Origin of the sequence: Streptomyces cyaneochromogenes (genome assembly GCF_003963535.1) — a bacterium.
Classification (GTDB): Bacteria; Actinomycetota; Actinomycetes; order Streptomycetales; family Streptomycetaceae; genus Streptomyces; species Streptomyces shaanxiensis.
In genome coordinates, this window is the sequence record NZ_CP034539.1 from 6,265,453 (window position 1) to 6,285,217 (window position 19,765).

Here is a 19,765-nt window from a genome sequence, read left to right on the forward strand (position 1 = left end):
CGTGAACAGTGAGTCCACATGGATCACCTCGACGACAAGGACCACCTGGACGACAAGGACCACCGAAGCCTTCTGGGAGCGGACTGCCGAATCCTCTCGGCGTTCCATGCCCGCGGCCGTGACCCACGCGTCGCCTCCGCCGCGCGAGCCCTCTCTTGGGCGGGCGAACACGGCGCGCTGTGGCTGGCGGCGGGTCTCGTGGGGGCCGGCGTGGACGGTGGGCGGCGAGGAGCCTGGTTGCGGGGCACGGCGCTCACCGCGGGCGCGCACCTCGTCAGCATGGGTGTGAAAAGGGTGGTGCGCCGACCGCGTCCGGCACATGTCGAGCCCCGCGTGCGCACGGCCGGCCGGCACTCCTTCCCGAGCTCCCACGCGACCTCCTCGGCGGCTGCCGCCGTCGCCTACGGCGCGCTCGGCGCGTACGCGATCCCGCCGCTGGCCGCCGCGATGTGCCTGTCCCGCCTGGTCGTCGGCGTCCACTACCCCTCGGACGTGGCGGCGGGCGCGGCCCTGGGGGCGCTCGCGGCGTGCGTCGGGGCGGGCTGGGTGAGGGGAGGGGGCACCCATGCCTGAGACCGCGCCCTTCACGAGTGCCGCACGCATCAGGCAAGCGGCGCTCCACGGGCAGCGCACGCCCTCACGGCAGGCCGCACCGCCACCCCGCGAAAGCGGCCTCCGCGGCGTGCTGAAAGGTCTCCTCCGGACTGCGCGCCCCAAGCAGTGGGTCAAGAACGTCCTGGTCATCGCGGCCCCGGCCGCCGCCGGCCGGCTCTTCTCGATCCACGCCCTGACCCAACTCGCGCTCGTCTTCGCCCTCTTCACGGCTTGTGCAGCCGCCGTCTACCTGATCAACGACGCCCGCGACGCCGAGGCGGACCGCGCGCACCCCACCAAACGCCGCCGCCCGGTCGCCATCGGCCAGGTGCCCGTGCCCGTCGCCTACGCCGTCGGAGGCGTCCTCGCCGTCCTCGCGCCGGCCGCCGCGGCCTGGCTGACCGCGCCCTCTGTCGCGGCGCTGCTCACGGCGTACATCGGCATGCAACTGGCGTACTGCGTCAGCCTCAAGCACGTCCTGGTCGTCGACCTCGCCGTCGTCACGACCGGGTTCCTGATGCGGGCGATGGCCGGCGGGCTCGCGCTCGGGATCCCGCTGTCGCGCTGGTTCCTGATCACGACCGGCTTCGGGGCGCTGTTCATGGTGTCGGCCAAGCGCTACTCCGAGGCCGTGCAGATGGCCGGGAAGGCGGGCGCCACGCGCGCGTTGCTCACCGAGTACACCACCGGCTACCTGCGCTTCGTCTGGCAGTTGGCGGCCGGGGTCGCCGTCCTCGGGTACTGCCTGTGGGCCATGGAGGAGGGCGGCGACCCGCACACCGACGTGCTGCCCTGGCGACAGCTGTCCATGGTCGCCTTCATCCTCGCGATCCTGCGCTACGCCGTCTTCGCCGACCGCGGCACGGCGGGCGAACCCGAGGACGTCGTCCTGCGCGACCGCGCACTCGCCCTCATCGGTGTGGTGTGGCTGGCGATGTACGGGATGGCGGTGGCCAATTGGTAGGCACGCGCGCGTGGAGCCACCGCGAACCCCCGCCCCCGACCCGGACCCCGCCCCCGACCCGGACCCCGCCCCCGACCCGGACCCCGCACACGGCCCCGGCAGGAGATCACCGCGCGCCCCCATCCGCGCCCCCACCCCCACCCACCGGCCGGAGAACCACCCGCGCCGAACTCCTCGGGTTCGCCACCGTCGGCCTCCTCGCCTACGCCGTGGACCTCGCCCTCTTCACCTGTCTCCGCGGCCCCGCCGCCCTCGGCCCCCTCACCGCCAAGGCCCTGTCCTTCGTCGCCGGATGCGCGGTCGCCTACGCCGGGAACGCCCTCGGCACCTACCGCCACACGCGGCCGAGGGGCCTGCGCCCCTGTGCCGTCTTCCTCGCGGTGAACGCCGCCGGGGCGGCCGTACAACTGCTGTGCCTCACCGTGAGCCACTACGGCCTCGGACTCACCTCCCGGCGTGCGGACACCGTCTCCGGGGCCGGAATCGGCATGGCGCTGGCTACTGTCGTGCGGTTTTGGGGCACTCGGACATTGGTCTTCCGCACGGAGGGCAGAGTCGGATCATGGACTGGCTGAAGAAACTTCCCGGCGTCGGGCCCGCGGTGACCCGGCTGATGGCCACGCACGCGTGGCGGTCGTACGAGCGCATGGACCGGGTGAAGTGGACACAACTGGCCGCCGCGATGACCTTCATCAGCTTCATCGCGCTCTTCCCGTTGCTGACGCTGTCCGCCGCCATCGCCGCCGCGACCCTCAGCCAGGAGCAGCAGAACAAGCTGGAGGACAAGCTCGCCGACCAGGTGCCCGGCATCTCCGAACAGCTCAACATCGACGGCCTGGTCCAGAACGCCGGAACCGTCGGGCTCATCGCCGGCGCCGTCCTGCTGTTCACCGGCATCAGCTGGGTCGGCTCCATGCGGGAATGTCTGCGCGCGGTGTGGGAGCTCCCCGACGAGGAGGAGAACCCCGTCCTGCGCACGGCCAAGGACGCCGGCATCCTGGTCGGCCTCGGCGGCGCCCTCCTCGTGACGATCGCGGCCTCCACGGTCGCCTCCACCATGGTCGGCTGGATCACCCGGCAGCTCGGCATCGACGAGGGCGGCTGGGGCGGGATCCTGCTGCGCGTCGCCGCGTTCCTCGTGGCCGTACTCGCCGGCTTCCTGGTCCTGCTGTACGTCCTGACCCTGCTGCCCGGCGTCGAGCCGCCACGCCGTCGGCTGCTGGTGGCCGCGCTGATCGGCGCGATCGGGTTCGAACTGCTGAAGCTGCTGCTGAGCGGCTATATGCAGGGCGTGGCCACGAAGAGCATGTACGGCGCGTTCGGCGTGCCGGTCGCCCTGCTGCTGTGGATCAACTTCACATCGAAGCTGGTGGTGTTCTGCGCCGCCTGGACGGCGACGCAGGGCAAGGACATCGAACTCGCCGACGCGTCCGAGGACTCAGGCGGCGAGCCCGAGGAGTCGGCCGGCGGACCCGAGGAATCGGCCGACGGACCCGAGGAATCGGCCGACGGCGGCTCCGGGAGCTCTGCCGACGAGTCCCGTGAACGGGCGGCCGACGAGTCCCGTGAACGGGCCAACGAGCCCCAGGAATCCGCCGACGCGCCCAGGAAACCCGACGTCAGGAACGACCCCGACGACGCACCAGGTCGGGCAGCGGCCACCGGCGGTTGATCAGGAATGCGCCCGCGGCGAGCAGCACCAGCACCCCGCCGGCGATCCCGATTGCGACGCCGATGCCGGTCGAGCCGCCCGCGGCCGAGGCGCCCACCGCCGGCTTCGAGGACCCCTGGCCGTCCCCGGTGCCCCCGGCCTCCCCGGAGTCGTTCGCACCCGGCTGCGCGCTGGCCTGCGCCGCGCTCTTCGGCGGCACCAGCTCACCCACCGGCTGGACCTTGCCGGCCGCCTTGAAGCCCCAGTCGAAGAGCCTCGCGGTCTCCTTGTAGACCTCGTTGTGCTCGCTCTTCTCCGGGTTCATGACCGTGACGAGCAGCACCTTCCCGCCCCGTTCGGCCACGCCGGTGAAGGTGGCACCGGCGTTCGTGGTGTTGCCGTTCTTGACGCCGGCGATGCCCTGGTAGACGGGGACGTCGCTGTCGCCGGCCAGCAGCCGGTTGGTGTTCTGGATCTCGAAGGTCTCGCGGACCGACTTGCCCTTCTTGTTCTTCTTCGTCTCGCCCGGGAACTTGGCGGTGACGGTCGAGCAGTACTCGCGGAAGTCCTTCTTCTGCAGCCCGGAGCGAGCGATCAGGGTGAGGTCGTACGCCGACGAGACCTGACCCGGTTCGTCGTAGCCGTCGGGCGACATCGCGTGCGTGTCGAGGGCCTGCAGTTCCTCGGCGTGCTCGTTCATCTCCTTGACGGTGTTCTTGATGCCCTTGTTCATCTTCGACAGGACGTGCACGGCGTCGTTGCCGGAGCGCAGGAAGACCCCGAGCCACAGGTCGTGGACGGAGTACGTCTCGCCCTCCTTTATCCCGACCATGCTGGAGCCGGAACCGACGTCCGCCAGGTCGGACGGGACGACCTTGTGCTCCATGGTCTTCGGGAACTTCGGCAGCACCGTGTCGGCGAACAGCATCTTCATGGTGCTCGCGGGCGCCAGCCGCCAGTGCGCGTTGTGCGCGGCGAGCACCTCGCCGGACTCGGCGTCGGCGACGACCCAGGAGCGGGCGGTCAGGTCCTTGGGCAGGACGGGGACGCCGCTCGCCAGGTTCACCTGCGTGCCGGGCTGACCGAGCCGCTCGCCGCCCACGGTCGACATGTTCGCCGGGGGAGTGGCCGAGGGGCTCGTACTCGGTGACGGCTTGGGAGCCGCGTGGGAGACGGGCGCGGTCAGTGCGAGGGACGACAGGACGGCGGAGGTGACCAGCAGGGATCGCCTGGCGGTCTTCTTGGGTGCGGGCACGAGCGAGAACGTACATGCCGTTCCCATGGAAGTCCCGCGTCCACCCCCACCCCGCTCGGAGAACCGGACACGCGACGGTGATACTGAACCTATGAAGCTCAGCCGCCCGGTCTCCTGGTTCCTGCTCGCCTTCGGGGTGTGGAGCTGGGTCATCTGGGTCACTTTCGTCAAAAACCTGATCAAGGACAGCAGCGGGCTCGCGTTCGACGACGGTCATCCGACGGCGTACTTCTGGGTGCACCTGCTGCTGGCTGTCGTCTCCTTCGTATTGGGGACGGTCGTCGGGGTCATCGGGTTGCGCGGCGTGCGCGCATTGCGCCGGACGACATAGGAACTCGGCCAGAGCTCCGGGCGTTCACTCAGCACGCAAGGGAAAGGGAACGTCGGCGTGGTCATCGTCTTCGTGCTTGTCGCACTGCTCGTGCTGTCCGTCCTGGTGGCGGGCAACTGGTGGCTGTGGCGTCGGCTGTTCCGTGACACGACTCGCGGGCCCGGGTTCGTGCGCCGCTTCGGCGTGGCGGTGATCGCCGGCGGCTGGGCGCTGACGATCGGGGCCCTGGTCGCCGAACGCGGGGGCGCGCCCTTCTGGCTCCAGCAGGTCCTCGCCTGGCCGGGCTTCCTGTGGCTGGCCCTGTCGATATACCTCCTGCTGGGTGTGGCGGCGGGTGAGGTCGTACGACCCCTGCTGCGGCGATGGCTCGAACGACGGGCGCGCGCCGCGGAAGCCGTACGCGACCCGGAGCCGGTGCCGGAGGAAGTGACGGCGGCCGCATCCCCTGCCACGGCATCCGTCGCGTCAACCGCCCAGACGTCCGCCCCGGCGTCGGCCACCACTGCCGTCACCACCCCCGCCCCGGCGTCCGGCGCGACGTCCGCCACCAAGTCGCCCCCGGCGCCCGCGCCCGACGAGGCGGTGGCCCTCACCTCCACCTCCACTCCCACCTCCACCCCTGACCCCACCGACCCGTCCCGCCCCCTCGCCGCCCCCACCCGCCGTCTCTTCGTCTCCCGGGTCGTCGCAGGTGCCGCAGCCGCGGCCGCCGTCGGCACGGTCGGCTACGGCACGTACGGCGTGCTGCGCGGCCCGCGGGTGAAGCGGGTCACCGTCCCGCTGGCCAAGCTCCCGCGCGCGGCGCACGGTTACCGGATCGCGGTCGTCAGCGACGTCCACCTGGGCCCGGTCCTGGGCCGGGGCTTCGCCCAGAAGGTCGTCGACACGATCAACGGCACCCAGCCCGACCTCATCGCGGTGGTCGGCGACCTGGTGGACGGCAGCGTCAAGGACCTCGGTCCGGCGGCGGCCCCGCTCGCCGGGCTCCGGGCGAGACATGGCGCGTTCTTCGTCACCGGCAACCACGAGTACTTCTCGGGAGCCGAGCAGTGGGTCGACGAGGTACGCCGTCTGGGCCTGCGCCCCCTGGAGAACGCCCGCACCGAACTGCCCCACTTCGACCTTGCCGGTGTCAACGACATCGCCGGTGAGAGCGAGGGCCAGGGCCCCGACTTCGCCAAGGCCCTCGGCGACCGGGACAAGGCACGCGCGTGCGTGCTGCTCGCCCATCAGCCGGTCCAGATCCACGACGCCGTCGACCACGGCGTCGACCTCCAGCTCTCCGGCCACACCCACGGCGGCCAGCTCTGGCCCGGCAACTTCATCGCGGACCTGGCGAACCCGACCCTGGCCGGCCTGGAGCGTTACGGCGACACCCAGTTGTATGTCAGCCGGGGTGCGGGCGCTTGGGGTCCGCCGACGCGTGTGGGCGCCGAGTCCGACATCACGGTGATCGAGCTGGCGTCCCGTCAGGCCTGACGGGACGAGCCGGGCACACGCCCCGCCCTCTCTGTGAACAGCCTGTGAAACCTGCTGGAAACGCCCGTAGGTAAGTTCTTTCCCATGTCGCCCGAATCCCCTTCCCCCTGCTGAAACGCGTGTGATTAGGTGTGCGCGCCACTAAGGGGAGTGGCGCAACCCATTGCTCATGCGGGGCCCGTCCAGGGCCGGGGAGAGGGCACACCCATGCGTTCGGTTCGCATGCGGATTCTCGCGACGCTGCTGGTGCTGGCGGCCGTGGGAGCGGGCGGCTGGCAGCTGTTGTCGTCCGGCGACGACCAGGACAGGACCATCACGGTCGGCACGACGGACGCCGTCACGTCCCTTGACCCGGCCGGCGCCTACGACGCCGGTTCCTGGGCTCTGTTCAACAACGTCTTCCAGTCACTGCTGACCTTCGAGTCGGGCGGGTCCACACCCGTGCCGGACGCGGCCCGGAGCTGCGGCTTCGTCGGTACGGACCTGAGCACCTACCGGTGCGAGCTGCGCGACGGTCTCACCTTCCCGAGCGGGCGCGCCATGACCGCTCAGGACGTCAAGTACTCCTTCGACCGGGTCAAGCGGATCAAGTCGAACGTCGGCCCGTCCTCCCTGCTGGACACCCTTCGATCGGTGAGCGTGAGCGGACGTGCGGTCACCTTCCATCTGTCGTCGCCCGACGCCACGTTCCCGCTGAAGGTGGCCACCGGGGCGGGCTCCATCGTCGACCGGGAGAAGTATCCGGCCAACGCGTTGCGCACCGACAACGCTGTCGACGGCACCGGCCCGTACACCCTGACCGCGTACACGAAGGACGAGAACGCCGTCCTCGCCCCCAACGCGCACTACAAGGGCGCTCTCGACGACAGCGGCAGCCCGATCGAACTGCGCTACTACCCGGACGCCGACGCCCTCGACAGCGCGTGGAAGGCGAAGCGGATCGACGTCGCCACCCGCACGCTGCCGCCCGAGGTCCTCGCCGGTCTGAACGCCGCCGACCCGGGACAGCGCGTCTCCGAGGCCGACAGCTCCGAGATCCGCAACCTGTACTTCAACACCCGCAAGGGCTCGCCCCTGCACGACGTCCGGGTACGGCAGGCCATGGCCTGGCTGATCGACCGCGAGCGGCTGGCGGCCACCGTGTACAAGGGGACCGTCGACCCGCTGTACTCGCTGATCCCGACCGGCATCACCGGCCATACGACGTCGTTCTTCGACGCATATCCCAAGCTCAGCACCGCCAAGGCACGCGCCCTGCTCACCGAGGCCGGCGTCAGCCTGCCCGTCCGCTTCACCTACGGCTACGCCACGGGCCGCGGCGCCGCGAGCACCGAGGAGGCCGCGGAGCTCAAGCGGCAGTTGGAAGCCGGCGGGCTGTTCAAGGTGACGGTCAAGGGCTACGAGTGGACCGACTTCCAGAAGCGCTGGGCGGGCGGCAAGCTCGACGCGTACGCCGTCGGCTGGGTCGCCGACTTCCCCGACCCGGACACCTACGGCGGCCCGCTCGTCGGCACCACCGGCACCATGAACACCGGCTACAGCGACAAGACCGTGGACCGACTGATCACGGCCAGCCAGCAGTACGCCGACCGCAGCGAGGCCACGCGGGACTTCCGTTCGGTGCAGGAGGCCGTCGCCCGTGATGTCCCGGTGCTCCCGCTGTGGCAGGCCAAGGAGTACGTCGTCACCAGCGAGGACGTCGGCGGCGGCCAGTACCTCTCGGACGGCACCGGTGTCTTCCGCCTCTGGCGTCTCACCTGGATCTGACGCGATCTCGTGGCTTTGACATTCCCTGCGGTGATGCCAGGGTGCCGCTCGGCGCTGCACCATGTGGTGAAGGTGTGCGCGGGGTGAGGAGCAAACGTGTTGAGACGCAACGCCTTTCGGCTGCCCCGGCACCCGGCGTCGGTCGGCCTCGCCCGGCGCCGGGTCCGGGACCACCTGGCCGACTGGGGGCACGGAACACGGGACCCGGCGCTGGAGGACGCGGTGCTGCTCGTCTCGGAGCTGGCCACCAACGTCGTACGCCACGGTCCTCTCCTGGAGCGCGAGTTCGAGGTCGCCGTGACCGCTCTCGCCGACGGTTCCTGTCTGATCGAGGTGTCCGACGAGGGCCGGCTGGAGCCCCGGTTGCGCGTGGTGGAGGAGTGGGAGGAGACCGGCCGCGGCCTGCACCTGGTGGAGCATCTGGCTGCGGCCTGGGGGGTGTGGAACCGGGGGCGACACGGGAAGACGGTCTGGGCGCTGATACTCGCCGGCGCCTCCGCCGACAGCTGAGCCCCGGCGAATTCGTCACGACCGTAAAGCGAAGGCGGCTACGACCGCGAGCCCGCCCCCGTCGGCAGCGTCACCATCACCGCCACCCCCTCACCCGGCGCCGTCCGCACCGCCACCTCCCCGCCGTGCGCCTCCACCACCCCCTGCACGATCGCCATCCCCAGCCCGCTGCCCGCGCCCCCGCCCGCCCGGAAGAACCGGTCGAAGACACGTGCCGCGTCCTCCTCGCACAGCCCCGGCCCCTTGTCCTCGACACACAGCCGTACGACCCCGTCCGCCCGCTCCACCCCCAGCCGCACCGGCACATCGGCGGGCGTGTGCGTGCGTACGTTGCTCAGCAGGTTGCCCAGCACCTGGCGCAGCCCCGACTCGTCGGCCCGCACGAGCAGGGTGCCGTCCGCGCCGACCGTGATGGGCCGTTCCGGCTGCTGCACCCGCAGGTCCTCGGCGGCGTCGCGCACCAGGCGGCTCAGGTCCACGTTGCGGAAGCGCAGTTCGGGCCGCTGGTCGAGGCGGGCGAGGGTGAGCAGCTCGTCGACGAGGCGGCCCATGCGGTCGACCTCGCCGTTCATCCGGTCCCAGGCCCGCTTGCGCTCGGCCGGTTCCGTCAGCATCCCCTTGTCGTACAGCTGGAGGTAGCCGCGTATCGCGGCCAGCGGGGTGCGCAGCTCGTGCGAGGCGTCACCGACGAAGCGGCGCAGCTGGGCCGCGCTGCGCTCGCGCGTGCGGTAGGCCGACTCCACCTGGTGGAGCATGGAGTTGAGGGCGACCCGGAGCTGCTCGACCTCAAGCGTCGGGTCGCGGCTGGAGGGGACGCGCCGGGTCAGATCGCCCTCGGCGATCGCCGACGAGGTCTCCACCATGTCCTCCAGCGGCCGCATCCGGCGGCGCACGCTGAGCATGGTCAGGCAGCCGAGCAGCGCCAGCAGCAGCGTGCCGACGGCCAGGTCCATCTTCAGCGCCTTGCCCATGCCCTCGTGCAGGCCCTCGGTCGGGACGGCGATCAGCACGACGGTGCCGTCCGACAGTCGGGCGCCGACCATCCGGTAGCGCTCCCCCTCGACCCGTACGTCCCGCGGCTCCTCGGCGCCGGCGAGCGCGAGGGGGTCCTTCGCGGCGGCGGCGAGCGAGTGCTGGCGGGCTGTCGGCTTCAGCGGGCCCAGGGGCACCGGCCGCCCGGCGGAGTCGACCGCGACGTAGACCATGGCCGGGCTCGGCAGCGGATCGGTGTCCGTGGCGCCGCTGCCGGTGAACCTGTCCAGCGCGACGCCAAGTTCGCTCAGCGACTCGATCTGTTGCAGCGTGAACCCGGCGTTCCCCAGCGTGGTGCGCGCGCTCTTCAGTTCGCTGTCGACCTTGTCGAGCAGGTAGAACCGCGCGGTCATCAGGCTGACCGCGGTCGCGACGACGATGCCGACGGCCAGCAGTGCCACGTTCGCCAGCGTCAGCTTGCCGCGCAGCGAGTGGATGCCTCGCCGGCGGCAGACGTCGAGGATCCTCAAGGCCTTCATGCCAGCCCGTATCCGACCCCGCGCCGTGTGGTGATCACCGGCGGACCCAGGGCGTCCAGCTTGCGCCGCAGATAGCTGATGTAGGTCTCGACGACCGTCGACTCGGGCGGGGTGTGCTCGTACTGCCAGACATGGCGCAGGAGCTGCTCCTTGGGCACGATCCGGCCGCCGTTGCGCACCAGGAAGCGCAGCAACGCGTACTCGGTGGGGGTGAGTTCGACGGTGTGGTCCGCGCGGCGCACCGAGTACGTCGTCTCGTCCAGCTCCAGATCGCCGTATCTGAGGGGCGGGCGCTGCGGCAGGACGTCGGCCGGGCGGGTGCGGCGCAGCACCGCCGTGATCCGGGCGATGACCACGTCGACGTCGAAGGGCTTGGTGATGTAGTCGTCGCCGAAGCCGAGGGCGCCGACGATCTCGGCGGGCGCGTCGCGCGCGGTGAGGAACACCAGCGCCAGGTCGGGGCGCCGCTCGCGCAGTTCACGGCCGAGGGCGCGGCCGTCGCCGTCCGGGAGCATGACGTCGAGCAGCGCCACGTCGGGCCGGGTGCGCTCGGCGAGGGCGAGCGCCTCGCGGACGGTGCCCGCGATCATGACCTCGAAGCGGTGGTAGCGCAGCGCGATGGCGAGGACGTCCGCGATGCTCTCCTCGTCCTCCACGACCAGCACGGTGCCAGAAGCCGTCGTCATGCCCCCAGTATCGGCGGGGCCACTGACAGTCGGGGGGCCGGTCGCTTTGGAGTTCCTTGAGAGTCTGCTTTGGAGTTCCTTGAGAGTCATGGCCGTCATCTGCCACGCGCGCGTGGCGCCGCCAATCCTGTTGCCCAGGACCTGGGGGACCGACCGAACCGAATAAGGAGCGTTGAGCGTGGCGGCATTGGCACGGTGGTGCTATCGGCACCGGCTGGTGGTCCTGTTGCTGTGGGTGGGGGCGCTGTTCGGCCTGGGCGCGGCGAGTTCGGCCGCGGGCACGAACTACGCGAACGTCTTCTCCCTCCCGAACACGGACTCCACGACCGCGTACGACCTGATGGAGAAGGCCTTCCCGGAGCGCGCGGGCGACACCGACACGGTGGTGTGGAAGGTGGATGAGGGGAGCGTGCGGGACGAGTCCGTACGGTCCCGGATCGGGCCCGCGCTTCAGGAGATCGGGCGGATGAAGGGGGTCGGCGAGGTCACCGACCCGTACGCGGAGCAAGGGGCCGCGCAGATCAGCCGGGACGGGCGGATCGCGTACGCCCAGATCACGTTCACCGAGCAGGCGAACGGCATCCCCAAGGAACTGATCGAGGACGTCGTCGACACGGCACAGGCCGCCGAACGCGACGGCCTCCAGGTCGAGCTGGGCGGCCAGGCGATCGCCCGCACCCAGGAGCCCCCGCAGGGCACGGCGGAGGCGGTCGGCATCCTGGCGGCGGCGGTCGTGCTGTTCCTGGCCTTCGGCTCGCTCTTCGCGATGCTGCTCCCGATCGTCGTGGCGATCGCGGGCGTCGGCACCGGCCTGGTCGGCACGATGCTGCTCAGCCATGTCACGGACGTGCCTGAAGTAGCCCCGCTGCTCGGCTCGCTGATCGGGCTCGGCGTCGGCATCGACTACGCCCTGTTCATCGTCACCCGGCACCGGCGCGGCATCCTGCGCGGCATGAAGCCGCAGGAAGCGGCCGTGACCGCCCTCAACACCTCCGGCCGCGCGGTGCTGTTCGCGGGCGGCACGGTGTGCATCGCGCTCGCCGGAATGCTGGTGATGAACATGCGCTTCCTGGACGGTGTGGTCGTCGCGACCTCGCTCACCGTCGTGCTGAGCGTGCTGGCCGCGATCACCCTGCTGCCCGCCCTCCTGGGCCTGCTCGGCATGCGGGTGCTCAGCCGTCGGCAGCGGCGCCGGCTCGCCGCGGCGGGACCGGAGCCGGCCGAGGAGAGCGGCCTGGCGGCGCGCTGGTCGTCGTACGTCCAAAGGCGCCCGCGTCCGGTCGCGGCGATGGCCGTCGTCGTCATGGCGGCCCTCGCGATCCCGGTGCTGTCGCTCCGTCTCGGCGCCACCGACCAGGGCAACCACCAGGAGTCGCAGACCACCCGCCAGGCCTACGACCTGCTCGCCGAGGGCTTCGGACCCGGTTTCAACGGCCCGCTGCAAGTGGTCGTCGAGGGCGACGCCCCGGCCGGCCTGGTGAACGGCATCAAGTCGACCGAGGGCGTCGCCCAGGTGGCCGCCGTACCGCCCGCGAACGGCGTCACGGTCATCCAGGTCGTGCCGACCACCTCGCCCCAGTCCGAGCAGACGGACCAGCTCATCGACCGCCTGCGCGACGAGGTGATCCCGCAGTCGGGGGCCGAGGCCCATGTGGGCGGGGTGACGGCGGTCTTCAAGGACTTCGCCTCCGTCACCGGCGACCGACTGCCGTACTTCATCGCGACGATCATCGCGCTCGGCTTCCTGCTCCTGCTGGTGGCCTTCCGCTCGCTGGTCGTGCCCCTCACAGCCGCGCTGATGAACCTCATCGCGGCGGCCGCGTCCTTCGGCGTCCTGGTGGCGATCTTCCAGTGGGGCTGGGGCACCGAGCTGATCGGCGTCGGCAAGGAGGGCCCGATCACGTCGTTCCTGCCGGTCATCATGCTGTCCTTGCTGTTCGGCCTCTCCATGGACTACCAGGTGTTCCTGGTGAGCCGGATGCACGAGGAGTGGGTGCACACCAAGGACAACGCGCGCGCGGTCCGCGTCGGCCTCGCGGAGACCAGCCGGGTCATCAACTCCGCCGCCCTCATCATGATCTGCGTGTTCAGCGCGTTCGTGCTGAGCGGCGACATGGAGGGCGCGATGGCGGGCATCGGCCTCGCGGCGGCCGTCGCGCTGGACGCCTTCATCCTGCGTACGGCCCTGGTGCCGGCCGCGATGCACATGCTCGGCAACGCGAACTGGTGGCTGCCGGACTGGCTGGAGAAGCGGCTGCCGCACCTCGCGGTCGAGCCGAAGGAGGAGCCGGTGGCCGAGGAGGCCGAGCCGGTCGTCGCGGGCCGGACGTCGGTCGTGCACGGCTTCGTCCGCACCGTCGACGGCGAGCCGGTCGACGGCGCGGCGGTGACGCTGCTGACCAAGGGCGGACGTCAGCTGGACCGGGTGAGCTCCCTGGCCGACGGCTCGTACATCGTGTCGGTACCGGCACCGGGAACGTATCTGCTGGCGACGGCCGCAGAGCCGTACGGATCCCGGGCCGGGCAGGTCGTCGTGACGGACGGGCCACTCGTGTACGACGTCGAGCTGGCCGAGGGTGAGGTGGACGCCGTCAACTGACGCTCCCCGGAGGCGGTTTCAGGGGCGCTCGTCCTCGGCGGGCGCCCCCTTGCCGGTGGCCTTACGGTCCGCCCCGTCCGCCTTCTTCCTGGCCGGATCCGCAAGGGCGTTCGTCATCCCCGGCAGGAAGTCCGTGAACAGCTCGTGCACCTCGCGCACCAGCGGCCGCAGCACCCGGAACCGTGCCAGTGAGACGCCCCGCGCGGTCAGCCGGGCGCCCCGCTCGGCGAGCCGGTAGCTGCGCTCACGGCCCTCGGTCCGGTCGAAGACCCAGTACAGGACGAGCCCCATCTGGGAGAGCCACATCAGCTCGGGCAGCACGTCCCGCAGCTCCTCGGGCACCTTGGTCTTCGTCGCGCCCGCCAGCACCTCCCGATGGATGCTGATGGCCTCCACGCGCGCGTGCTCCGACTCGGCGGAGAAAGGGCTGAGCGGGCTGTCGGGATCGGCGGCGTTCTTGAAGAACTGCACCGCGAACTCGTGGTACGGCGTGGCGATGTCCAGCCACACCTTCAGCACGCCGGCGAGGCGCGCCTCCAGCTCGGTCTCCCGGGCCAGGACGTCCCGGATCGCCGCGCGGTGCTCGGCGGCGATCCGGTCGTAGAAGCCCTGGATCAGGTGTTCCTTGCCCGCGAAGTAGTAGTACGCGTTGCCGACGGAGACCCCGGCCTCCTGGGCGATCGCCCGCATCGTCGTCTTGTCGTAGCCCCGCTCCTGGAACAGCCGCATGGCGGTCTCCAGGATCAGCGCACGGGTCTGCTCGGACTTGGTGGGCGTATCGCCCTGTTCAGGGCTGTCGTTCTTCGAGGACACGGAGACAGAGCCTAACGAGTGGCGTTTGCGCCGACCGTCAGGAGGCCTGTGCCGTCTGGTACAGGTTCTGCGCGTCGGCACCGAAGTACGGGCCGTACATCCGGTTCGGCAGGAAGTTGTACTTGAAGCTGTTCACCGAGGACAGCAGGCCGGTCCCGGTGGACTCGTTGAACTGCGTGAACCAGGGGCCGCCGCTGGAGCCGCCGGTCATGTTGCAGTTCATGCCGTGGTCGTTGGACAGCAGGAAGTCGCGGTTGGTGTTGCCGCTGCAGTAGATGAACTTCTCGCCGTCGTACGGGGCGGCGGCCGGGAAGCCGAACGCGTACATGGCCTTGTTGTAGCCCGTGTTGAAGGCCAGCCCCTGCCCGCCGACGACGTCCGTCAGCAGCTTGCCGTCCAGCGGGGCGACGACGGCCGCGCCGACGTCGTAGTTGATGTCCTCGCTCGCCGTCCACTGCGGTGTGGACAGCGTCTTCGACGCGGACCACCGGCCGTACGGGGCCTGCCCGTCGTGGTAGCCGGGCACGAAGACCCAGTTGGTGTGCCAGGCGCCCTCCAGCTTCACGCAGTGGCCCGCCGTGATGACGGTGCTCTTGTTGGCGCTGGTGACGGCGTTGCCGGAACAGGACGCCGTACGTCCCTGGTAGGTGAAGAACACCCGCCCCGCCGTGGACGCGACCGAGCCGCCGCCGGTCCACTGCCCGCCGCTGTTCGGGAAGGTCAGCAGGCCGATGTCCGCGGCGGCTTTCCCTGCCTTCGCCGCCGGGGAGGTGGGCGCGACGGTGGTCGCCGTGCCCTTGGCGGGTGCCGAGCCGCCGTCGACATGGCCGTTGACGGTCACCAGGTCGAGCGGGGTCGCCGCGCGCATCCGTTCCGAGGTCCAGAAGTCACGGGCCTGTTGCTGCGCGCCCCCCGAGACCGAGCTGACGCCTGTGGGGCTGTCGGACCTCGGCGCGGCGCCCGCGGGGGTGGCCAGGGCGCCGGCCGTGAGCAGCGCGGTGACGCCGACGAGGGCGCCGAGGACGGGACGGGGTATGCGGGTGACGCCGGGTATGCCTCTCACGCGTACTCCTTCTGCTATGGGGGGACCGGACGACCGGGTGGGCCGCCCGGCTGACAGACAGTCGGTGCGAGTGCGGAGTGGAGAACCGGGAGGCAGCGTGCCAACCCCAGCACCGTTTTGGAAGGGCGCATGCCAAAACGGAGTCCGAAAGCGGGCCGTTCAGGATGGTTTGGCACAGGCGTCGCTGTCACAACCGGGTGGGTTGTACGTCCAGCCCCAACTCGGGTCGTACGACCACCCCTCCGCGCTCCGATAGACCCGCCCGCCCCACTGCGGCCCGCCCTTCTGTGTCCTCTGGGCCCCCTGTGGCCACGGTGCCCCGCGCCACTTGGCGGCGGCGAGCGCGGCACCCTTGGCCAGCCGCGCCCCCGACGGAGTGCTGAGGCGATGGGCCAGTGGCCGGTGCTCGCGCAGGGCCCAAAGGGTGACGATCCAGGCGGCGGGACCCTGGTAGACCTGCCCGGCGTCGCCGACGACGGTGATCTCGTCGAGCGTGGCGCCGTGATCGAGGCCGGGGTGGCGCCGCCGGGCCTCCTCGGATCCGGCCGGCACCAGTTCCAGTGGCACCAACTGGGGCTGCTTCACGAGCCAGTCGCGCACGAAGGAGCACAGGGAGCAGTCGGCGTCGTAGAGAACCGTCAGCCGGCGGACCGGGGCGGCGGGCCCGGGGTGCGGAGCGCTGGGCCCGCCTGCCGCGACGGCGTCCGTCTTGCCGGCCACCGGGTCACGCCCCGGCCGGCGGGGCGACCCAGTTCTGCGGGGCGACCGGAGGCACCTGCTCCCGCTCCATCGCGCCGCGCCGACGGATCTTGTTGAGGACGTAGACGTTGCCCAGGTGCATCACGCCGAGCACCAGCAGCACCACGCCGAGCTTCGTCGACAGGGCCTCGAAGACCCCGCGCGCGTCGACGACGGTGTCGTCGTCGCTCAGGTACAGCGCGACGAAGCCGAGGTTGACGAGGTAGAAGCCGACCACCAGGAGGTGGTTCACGGCGTCGGCGAGCTGCTCGTTGCCGCGCAGCACGTCGGCGAGGAAGATTCGCCCGTTGCGGCTGAGCGTGCGGGCCACCCAGACGGTGAGGGCGATGCTGACGACCAGGTAGATGACGTAGGCGATGACCGTGCGGTCCATGGCCTCCCCCTTCTTGAACACGTTCAAAATGCTGACAGGGATGACTGTAGGCCCTGCCTTTGAACATGTTCAACTCAATTGGGTGAGGTCTCCGTCACGCGTCCGCCACACCTCCATCCCAGCTACCACGGAGGCCGTCGGGGAGGCCCGGGCGCGCCTTCGGTCAGGGTCTGCGCCCGAGCGCCGGCCGTTTGGTGTAGTCCGTGAACCCGATGACGTTCCCCCAGGGGTCGGCGATCTCGACGGTCCAGCCGGTGACCCCGGAGGCGGGCTCGTCGAGCGGTGCGATGCCCACGTCACTCAACGCCCGCGCCGCCGCCCGCGCGTCCGGCACCTCCAGCCAGACCCGCGGGGAGGGCCAGGGCGGCGACCGGTGCGCCAGCGTCTCCTCGTGCCGCAGCAGGATCCCGGGCGTCTCGCCCCCGACCTTCAGCAGTGCGATCCCGGCCTCGTCGAGCCGGAACCCGACCGCGAACCCGGCGCGCTCGTAGAACCGGACGGCCTCACCGAGGTCGCCGACCGGCAGTAGCACGTTGTCGAACCCGAGCAGCTCGTACGACTCATCATCTGACATGTCGTCAGAGTAAGGGGATGATCGGCTGGAACCGGTGATTGTCCCCGTCCCCTTTGGCGTCGAGATCGGCCTGCTGTTGTTCCGTCCATGCCGCCGGCTCCTGAAGTCATACTGATGAGTGGTCAGTGACGGGTGAGACACGTGGGCAAGTCAGACCGGACCAGCGGAGGGGGGCGGCTTCGTGCGGCGGGTGTTGGCGGTGCATTTCGTGCCGTGCGCGCTCTTTGTCGTCTGCCTCTGGGCCCTGCTGCGGGCCGGTGCCTTCGTCGGGCCCGGCCACTGGGAGCGGGTACTCCCCGAAACCCCGGCGGCGATGGCCGCAACCCTGACGGTCCTTGCCGCCTGTGCGTCGGTCCTGGGTCTGTTGCTCCAGCCGTTCCAGGTCCGGGCCGTACGAGTGTTGGAGGGGTACTGGTACCGCTGGCCCGTGACGGCCGGGCTCGCCGGAGTACTGATCGAAGTCCAGCGAAGGCGCTGGGAGGCGCTGCGCGAGCGGGCGGAGGAAACGGCCTCGACGGCGGCCGCCCGTGAGGTGCGGGCGGACGCCGGCCGCCGACTGGGCGCACGCCCACCCGCGGACCTGCTGCTGCCGACCGCGCTGGGCAATGCGTTGAGGTTCGGGGAGTTGAGCGCGGGCGAGCGGTACGGTCTTTCCACCCTTGCCTCGTGGCCGCGTATCTACATGCAGATCTCGGACCGCATGTCGGAAGCGCTGACTTCGACGAGGGATGCTCTGGACACCGCCGTGAACCTCTGCTGGAGCTTCCTGGCGGTGGCCCTGACGTATGGCGTCGCCCTGTACGACGAGCCGTACTCATGGTGGCTCTGCGGTGGGGCGTTGATCCTCGCGGCTGTCGCCTACAAGGGAGCGGTGATCGCAGCCCTGGCCTACTCGGGGCTGATGCACGCGGTCTACGACCTGCACCGGTTCGAACTGCTGGATGCGCTGCACTACCCGCTGCCGAAGGACGCGGCCGCCGAGAAGGAGATCTTCGCCGAGGTCACCGCCCGGTTCACGGGACGAGGACGCGCCCGCGTCGACTACCACCACGGCGAGGGCTGGTCACACCCGCACGATGCCAACCGATCCGCATACGCCGAGCACATGGATGACGAATCCGGTTGAGGGGTCGGGAGGTTCACTCGGCACGGGCCCTGTCTCCGCTATGCGTGTCAGCAGGGCTCCCGAGGTGTTCACCTTCACCCACCGGTCTCGCGGTACGACCACCCGCACATGGCCGACGATCGCCGTGACGTTCACCGTGGTCCGTTTCGCTGCCGCCTTCCGCGTCAGATCGGCCTGGAGCTCACCGAGTACGGCTCGCAGAGTGAGGGTTGCGCTCGCCTCCGCGGGTATCACGACCCTTCCGGTCGTCAGGGTCCGGCTCCAGCGGCTGCCTCTGCCGCTCGGTGCGGCAGTTCCGATGAGCACGACACCGCTGAGTGCGAGTGCCGCGGGCAGCGCGAGGACGGTGACCAGGTGCGCCCTGACATCACCGGCCGTCACCAGCGCGACCGTCGCCACGGCTGCGAGCACGAGGGGGCCGATGAGAGAGGTGGGCGGTATCGCGGCGCGCAGCAGATTGACCGCGGCCAGGCCCAGCAGCGCCCACGGCCACCACTCGGCGGCGAACTCCAGTGCGGCACGGGCTCGGTGCGCGGGGTCGCCGACGAGATAGCAGCCGGCGGCCACCGCGGCCAGCCCGAGCCATGTCCTGATCCGCGACGCCTGCCGCCCACGCTCCGCCATCGCCGGCCGACTCCCCCTCCCGCCGCATTGCGGAGGCGGCGCGCGGCGTCATCGTAATGGGGCGAAGATACGGCGGTGGTCAGCGGGCCGGGTGATACTCATTCGCGGCAGGGCTGACGAGCCTCCCAGAGCTTTCGGCGCATGTCGTCGGCAAGCTCCTCGTTCATGAACCACATGACAGCGGGCGGGAGTTCGCGGTAGTCGCAGTTCGGCTCGTGAGCCGTAAGCATCCCCTGTAGATCCGGGAATTCTGCGTCGGCTGCCGCACCACAAGCAGGCAGCGTGGCCACCCATTTGGCGACGTCCCCCGATTCATAGCCGCCCCAGTCGGCAGGTGGGTCAGGGACAACGGGCTGACCGCATTGCACACAGGTGGGTGGTGCATCCTCTGTGTCCGGCGGCGGAAATCCGGGAAGGTCGGTGTGGCTCAGCATGTGTCATCCCTCTCCACTTCGTACTTTCTCGATGAGCCAGTGAACGGATTTGTAGAACCAGTTGCTCGTCTTGTTGAGCGCTTTCATGTGCATGTAAGTCACCCAAACCGCGTCGACCACTGTGGCGATCAACACGACCACAGCCGCGGCCCACCGCCACTCCGGCTGTTCGCCACAGTCCGGCGGTACCAGCGCGGCGGCGATTCCGAGGCCCAGCAGCATGGTGCCCGCGTTGAAGGCGTGAACTGCCCGGAGTTGGTACCTGGCCCAGATCTTCTGGTCCGCTGCTTGCTGCAGTCTCAGCTTTTTCGGAAAGGCCTCTACATGGCCGGGCCCCAACCAGCTCACCAGGTCGTCGTGGGAATAGAGGTACAGGCGGGCGTGATAGGCGAGCTGAATACTCGCGATCAGTGCGAGAGCCGCGATGACGAGGAGCAAGAGGATGGGGCCTGGCCACTGGAACTCGTCGTCTGCGCCTCCGACCACACCGGCCAACCCGAGAGCGGCGGCCGTGAGCAAAGGGGCAGCGATGAAGAGGGCAGACGCACTGGCAGGCCCGTACCCGTATGGTTTGGGTACCTTCCAGGGATTCTTCCTGGTGTCGGGCGCCTGGTATTCCGCCACGCCTCCCCCTCCGTCAGCGCTTCAGAAC

At 70.4% G+C, this 19,765-nt stretch carries 20 protein-coding genes and 1 pseudogene; 10 read left to right on the forward strand and 11 right to left on the reverse strand.

Annotated elements, in window-relative coordinates; all coding sequences use genetic code 11:
- The first annotated feature begins 18 nt into the window (after window positions 1-18).
- From EJ357_RS28645 to EJ357_RS28660, 4 genes and pseudogenes are all read left to right on the forward strand, one after another.
- Entirely contained in the window at window positions 19-573 is a 555-nt protein-coding gene (locus tag EJ357_RS28645) for a phosphatase PAP2 family protein (protein WP_126394412.1), read from the forward strand.
- Complete coding sequence (locus EJ357_RS28650; protein ID WP_126394413.1) at window positions 566-1,558, forward strand: decaprenyl-phosphate phosphoribosyltransferase; 993 nt, start codon at window positions 566-568, stop codon at window positions 1,556-1,558. Before EJ357_RS28645 ends, EJ357_RS28650 begins: the two co-directional genes overlap by 8 nt.
- A gap of 158 nt (window positions 1,559-1,716) precedes the next feature.
- A pseudogene (locus EJ357_RS28655) lies at window positions 1,717-2,133 on the forward strand (GtrA family protein); the annotation flags it as partial.
- Complete coding sequence (locus tag EJ357_RS28660; protein WP_126394414.1) at window positions 2,121-3,230, forward strand: YihY/virulence factor BrkB family protein; 1,110 nt, start codon at window positions 2,121-2,123, stop codon at window positions 3,228-3,230. The pseudogene EJ357_RS28655 and the gene EJ357_RS28660, both read left to right, overlap by 13 nt.
- Here the strand turns inward: EJ357_RS28660 and EJ357_RS28665 are convergent.
- Window positions 3,178-4,464: a D-alanyl-D-alanine carboxypeptidase family protein gene (locus tag EJ357_RS28665; RefSeq protein WP_323377642.1), complete on the reverse strand. Its 1,287-nt coding sequence runs from the start codon at window positions 4,462-4,464 to the stop codon at window positions 3,178-3,180. The genes EJ357_RS28660 and EJ357_RS28665 overlap by 53 nt on opposite strands.
- A 91-nt stretch (window positions 4,465-4,555) precedes the next feature.
- Here EJ357_RS28665 and EJ357_RS28670 point away from each other — a divergent pair, with 91 nt between their 5' ends.
- The 4 genes from EJ357_RS28670 to EJ357_RS28685 all read left to right on the forward strand — a co-directional run bounded on the left by EJ357_RS28670 (window position 4,556) and on the right by EJ357_RS28685 (window position 8,551).
- On the forward strand, window positions 4,556-4,795 hold the full coding sequence (locus tag EJ357_RS28670; RefSeq protein ID WP_093905493.1) for an SCO4848 family membrane protein: 240 nt from the start codon (window positions 4,556-4,558) through the stop codon (window positions 4,793-4,795).
- A 57-nt stretch (window positions 4,796-4,852) separates the two neighbouring features.
- Complete coding sequence (locus EJ357_RS28675) at window positions 4,853-6,274, forward strand: metallophosphoesterase (RefSeq protein WP_126394416.1); 1,422 nt, start codon at window positions 4,853-4,855, stop codon at window positions 6,272-6,274.
- Window positions 6,275-6,481: 207 nt separating this feature from the next.
- Window positions 6,482-8,041, forward strand: a complete 1,560-nt coding sequence (locus EJ357_RS28680) for an ABC transporter substrate-binding protein (protein ID WP_126394417.1) — start codon at window positions 6,482-6,484, stop codon at window positions 8,039-8,041.
- A gap of 96 nt (window positions 8,042-8,137) precedes the next feature.
- Window positions 8,138-8,551, forward strand: a complete 414-nt coding sequence (locus tag EJ357_RS28685) for an ATP-binding protein (RefSeq protein WP_126394418.1) — start codon at window positions 8,138-8,140, stop codon at window positions 8,549-8,551.
- A 38-nt stretch (window positions 8,552-8,589) separates the two neighbouring features.
- On the opposite strand, the gene EJ357_RS28690 is transcribed toward EJ357_RS28685, so the two are convergent.
- A complete protein-coding gene (locus EJ357_RS28690) occupies window positions 8,590-10,062 on the reverse strand; it encodes a sensor histidine kinase (RefSeq protein WP_126394419.1) in 1,473 nt (490 codons plus the stop codon).
- The gene (locus EJ357_RS28695; RefSeq protein WP_126394420.1) at window positions 10,059-10,748 is read right to left on the reverse strand and encodes a response regulator transcription factor; all 690 of its coding nucleotides are present in this window, start codon (window positions 10,746-10,748) and stop codon (window positions 10,059-10,061) included. Before EJ357_RS28695 ends, EJ357_RS28690 begins: the two co-directional genes overlap by 4 nt.
- Window positions 10,749-10,935: 187 nt before the next feature.
- On the opposite strand from EJ357_RS28695, the gene EJ357_RS28700 reads away from it, so the two are divergent.
- On the forward strand, window positions 10,936-13,347 hold the full coding sequence (locus EJ357_RS28700; RefSeq protein ID WP_126400151.1) for an MMPL family transporter: 2,412 nt from the start codon (window positions 10,936-10,938) through the stop codon (window positions 13,345-13,347).
- Window positions 13,348-13,365: 18 nt separating this feature from the next.
- Here EJ357_RS28700 and EJ357_RS28705 read toward each other — a convergent pair whose 3' ends face one another.
- The 5 genes from EJ357_RS28705 to EJ357_RS28725 form a co-directional block, all read right to left on the reverse strand.
- Complete coding sequence (locus EJ357_RS28705; RefSeq protein ID WP_126394421.1) at window positions 13,366-14,160, reverse strand: TetR/AcrR family transcriptional regulator; 795 nt, start codon at window positions 14,158-14,160, stop codon at window positions 13,366-13,368.
- Window positions 14,161-14,197: 37 nt separating this feature from the next.
- On the reverse strand, window positions 14,198-15,223 hold the full coding sequence (locus tag EJ357_RS28710; RefSeq protein WP_228472632.1) for a trypsin-like serine peptidase: 1,026 nt from the start codon (window positions 15,221-15,223) through the stop codon (window positions 14,198-14,200).
- A 159-nt stretch (window positions 15,224-15,382) separates the two neighbouring features.
- Window positions 15,383-15,865: a thiol-disulfide oxidoreductase DCC family protein gene (locus tag EJ357_RS28715; protein ID WP_228473203.1), complete on the reverse strand. Its 483-nt coding sequence runs from the start codon at window positions 15,863-15,865 to the stop codon at window positions 15,383-15,385.
- An 82-nt stretch (window positions 15,866-15,947) separates the two neighbouring features.
- The gene (locus tag EJ357_RS28720) at window positions 15,948-16,355 is read right to left on the reverse strand and encodes a hypothetical protein (protein WP_126400157.1); all 408 of its coding nucleotides are present in this window, start codon (window positions 16,353-16,355) and stop codon (window positions 15,948-15,950) included.
- Between the two features lie 163 nt (window positions 16,356-16,518).
- Window positions 16,519-16,929, reverse strand: a complete 411-nt coding sequence (locus EJ357_RS28725) for a VOC family protein (protein ID WP_126394423.1) — start codon at window positions 16,927-16,929, stop codon at window positions 16,519-16,521.
- A 199-nt stretch (window positions 16,930-17,128) separates the two neighbouring features.
- Here EJ357_RS28725 and EJ357_RS28730 point away from each other — a divergent pair, with 199 nt between their 5' ends.
- Window positions 17,129-18,055, forward strand: a complete 927-nt coding sequence (locus tag EJ357_RS28730; protein WP_228472633.1) for a hypothetical protein — start codon at window positions 17,129-17,131, stop codon at window positions 18,053-18,055.
- Here the strand turns inward: EJ357_RS28730 and EJ357_RS28735 are convergent.
- From EJ357_RS28735 to EJ357_RS28745, 3 genes are all read right to left on the reverse strand, one after another.
- Window positions 17,993-18,679, reverse strand: a complete 687-nt coding sequence (locus tag EJ357_RS28735) for a hypothetical protein (protein ID WP_126394425.1) — start codon at window positions 18,677-18,679, stop codon at window positions 17,993-17,995. The two genes, EJ357_RS28730 and EJ357_RS28735, sit on opposite strands and share 63 nt — an antisense overlap.
- Before the next feature lie 98 nt (window positions 18,680-18,777).
- The gene (locus tag EJ357_RS28740) at window positions 18,778-19,113 is read right to left on the reverse strand and encodes a hypothetical protein (RefSeq protein ID WP_126394426.1); all 336 of its coding nucleotides are present in this window, start codon (window positions 19,111-19,113) and stop codon (window positions 18,778-18,780) included.
- A gap of 3 nt (window positions 19,114-19,116) precedes the next feature.
- Complete coding sequence (locus EJ357_RS28745; protein ID WP_228472634.1) at window positions 19,117-19,737, reverse strand: hypothetical protein; 621 nt, start codon at window positions 19,735-19,737, stop codon at window positions 19,117-19,119.
- Between the last annotated feature and the right edge of the window lie 28 nt (window positions 19,738-19,765).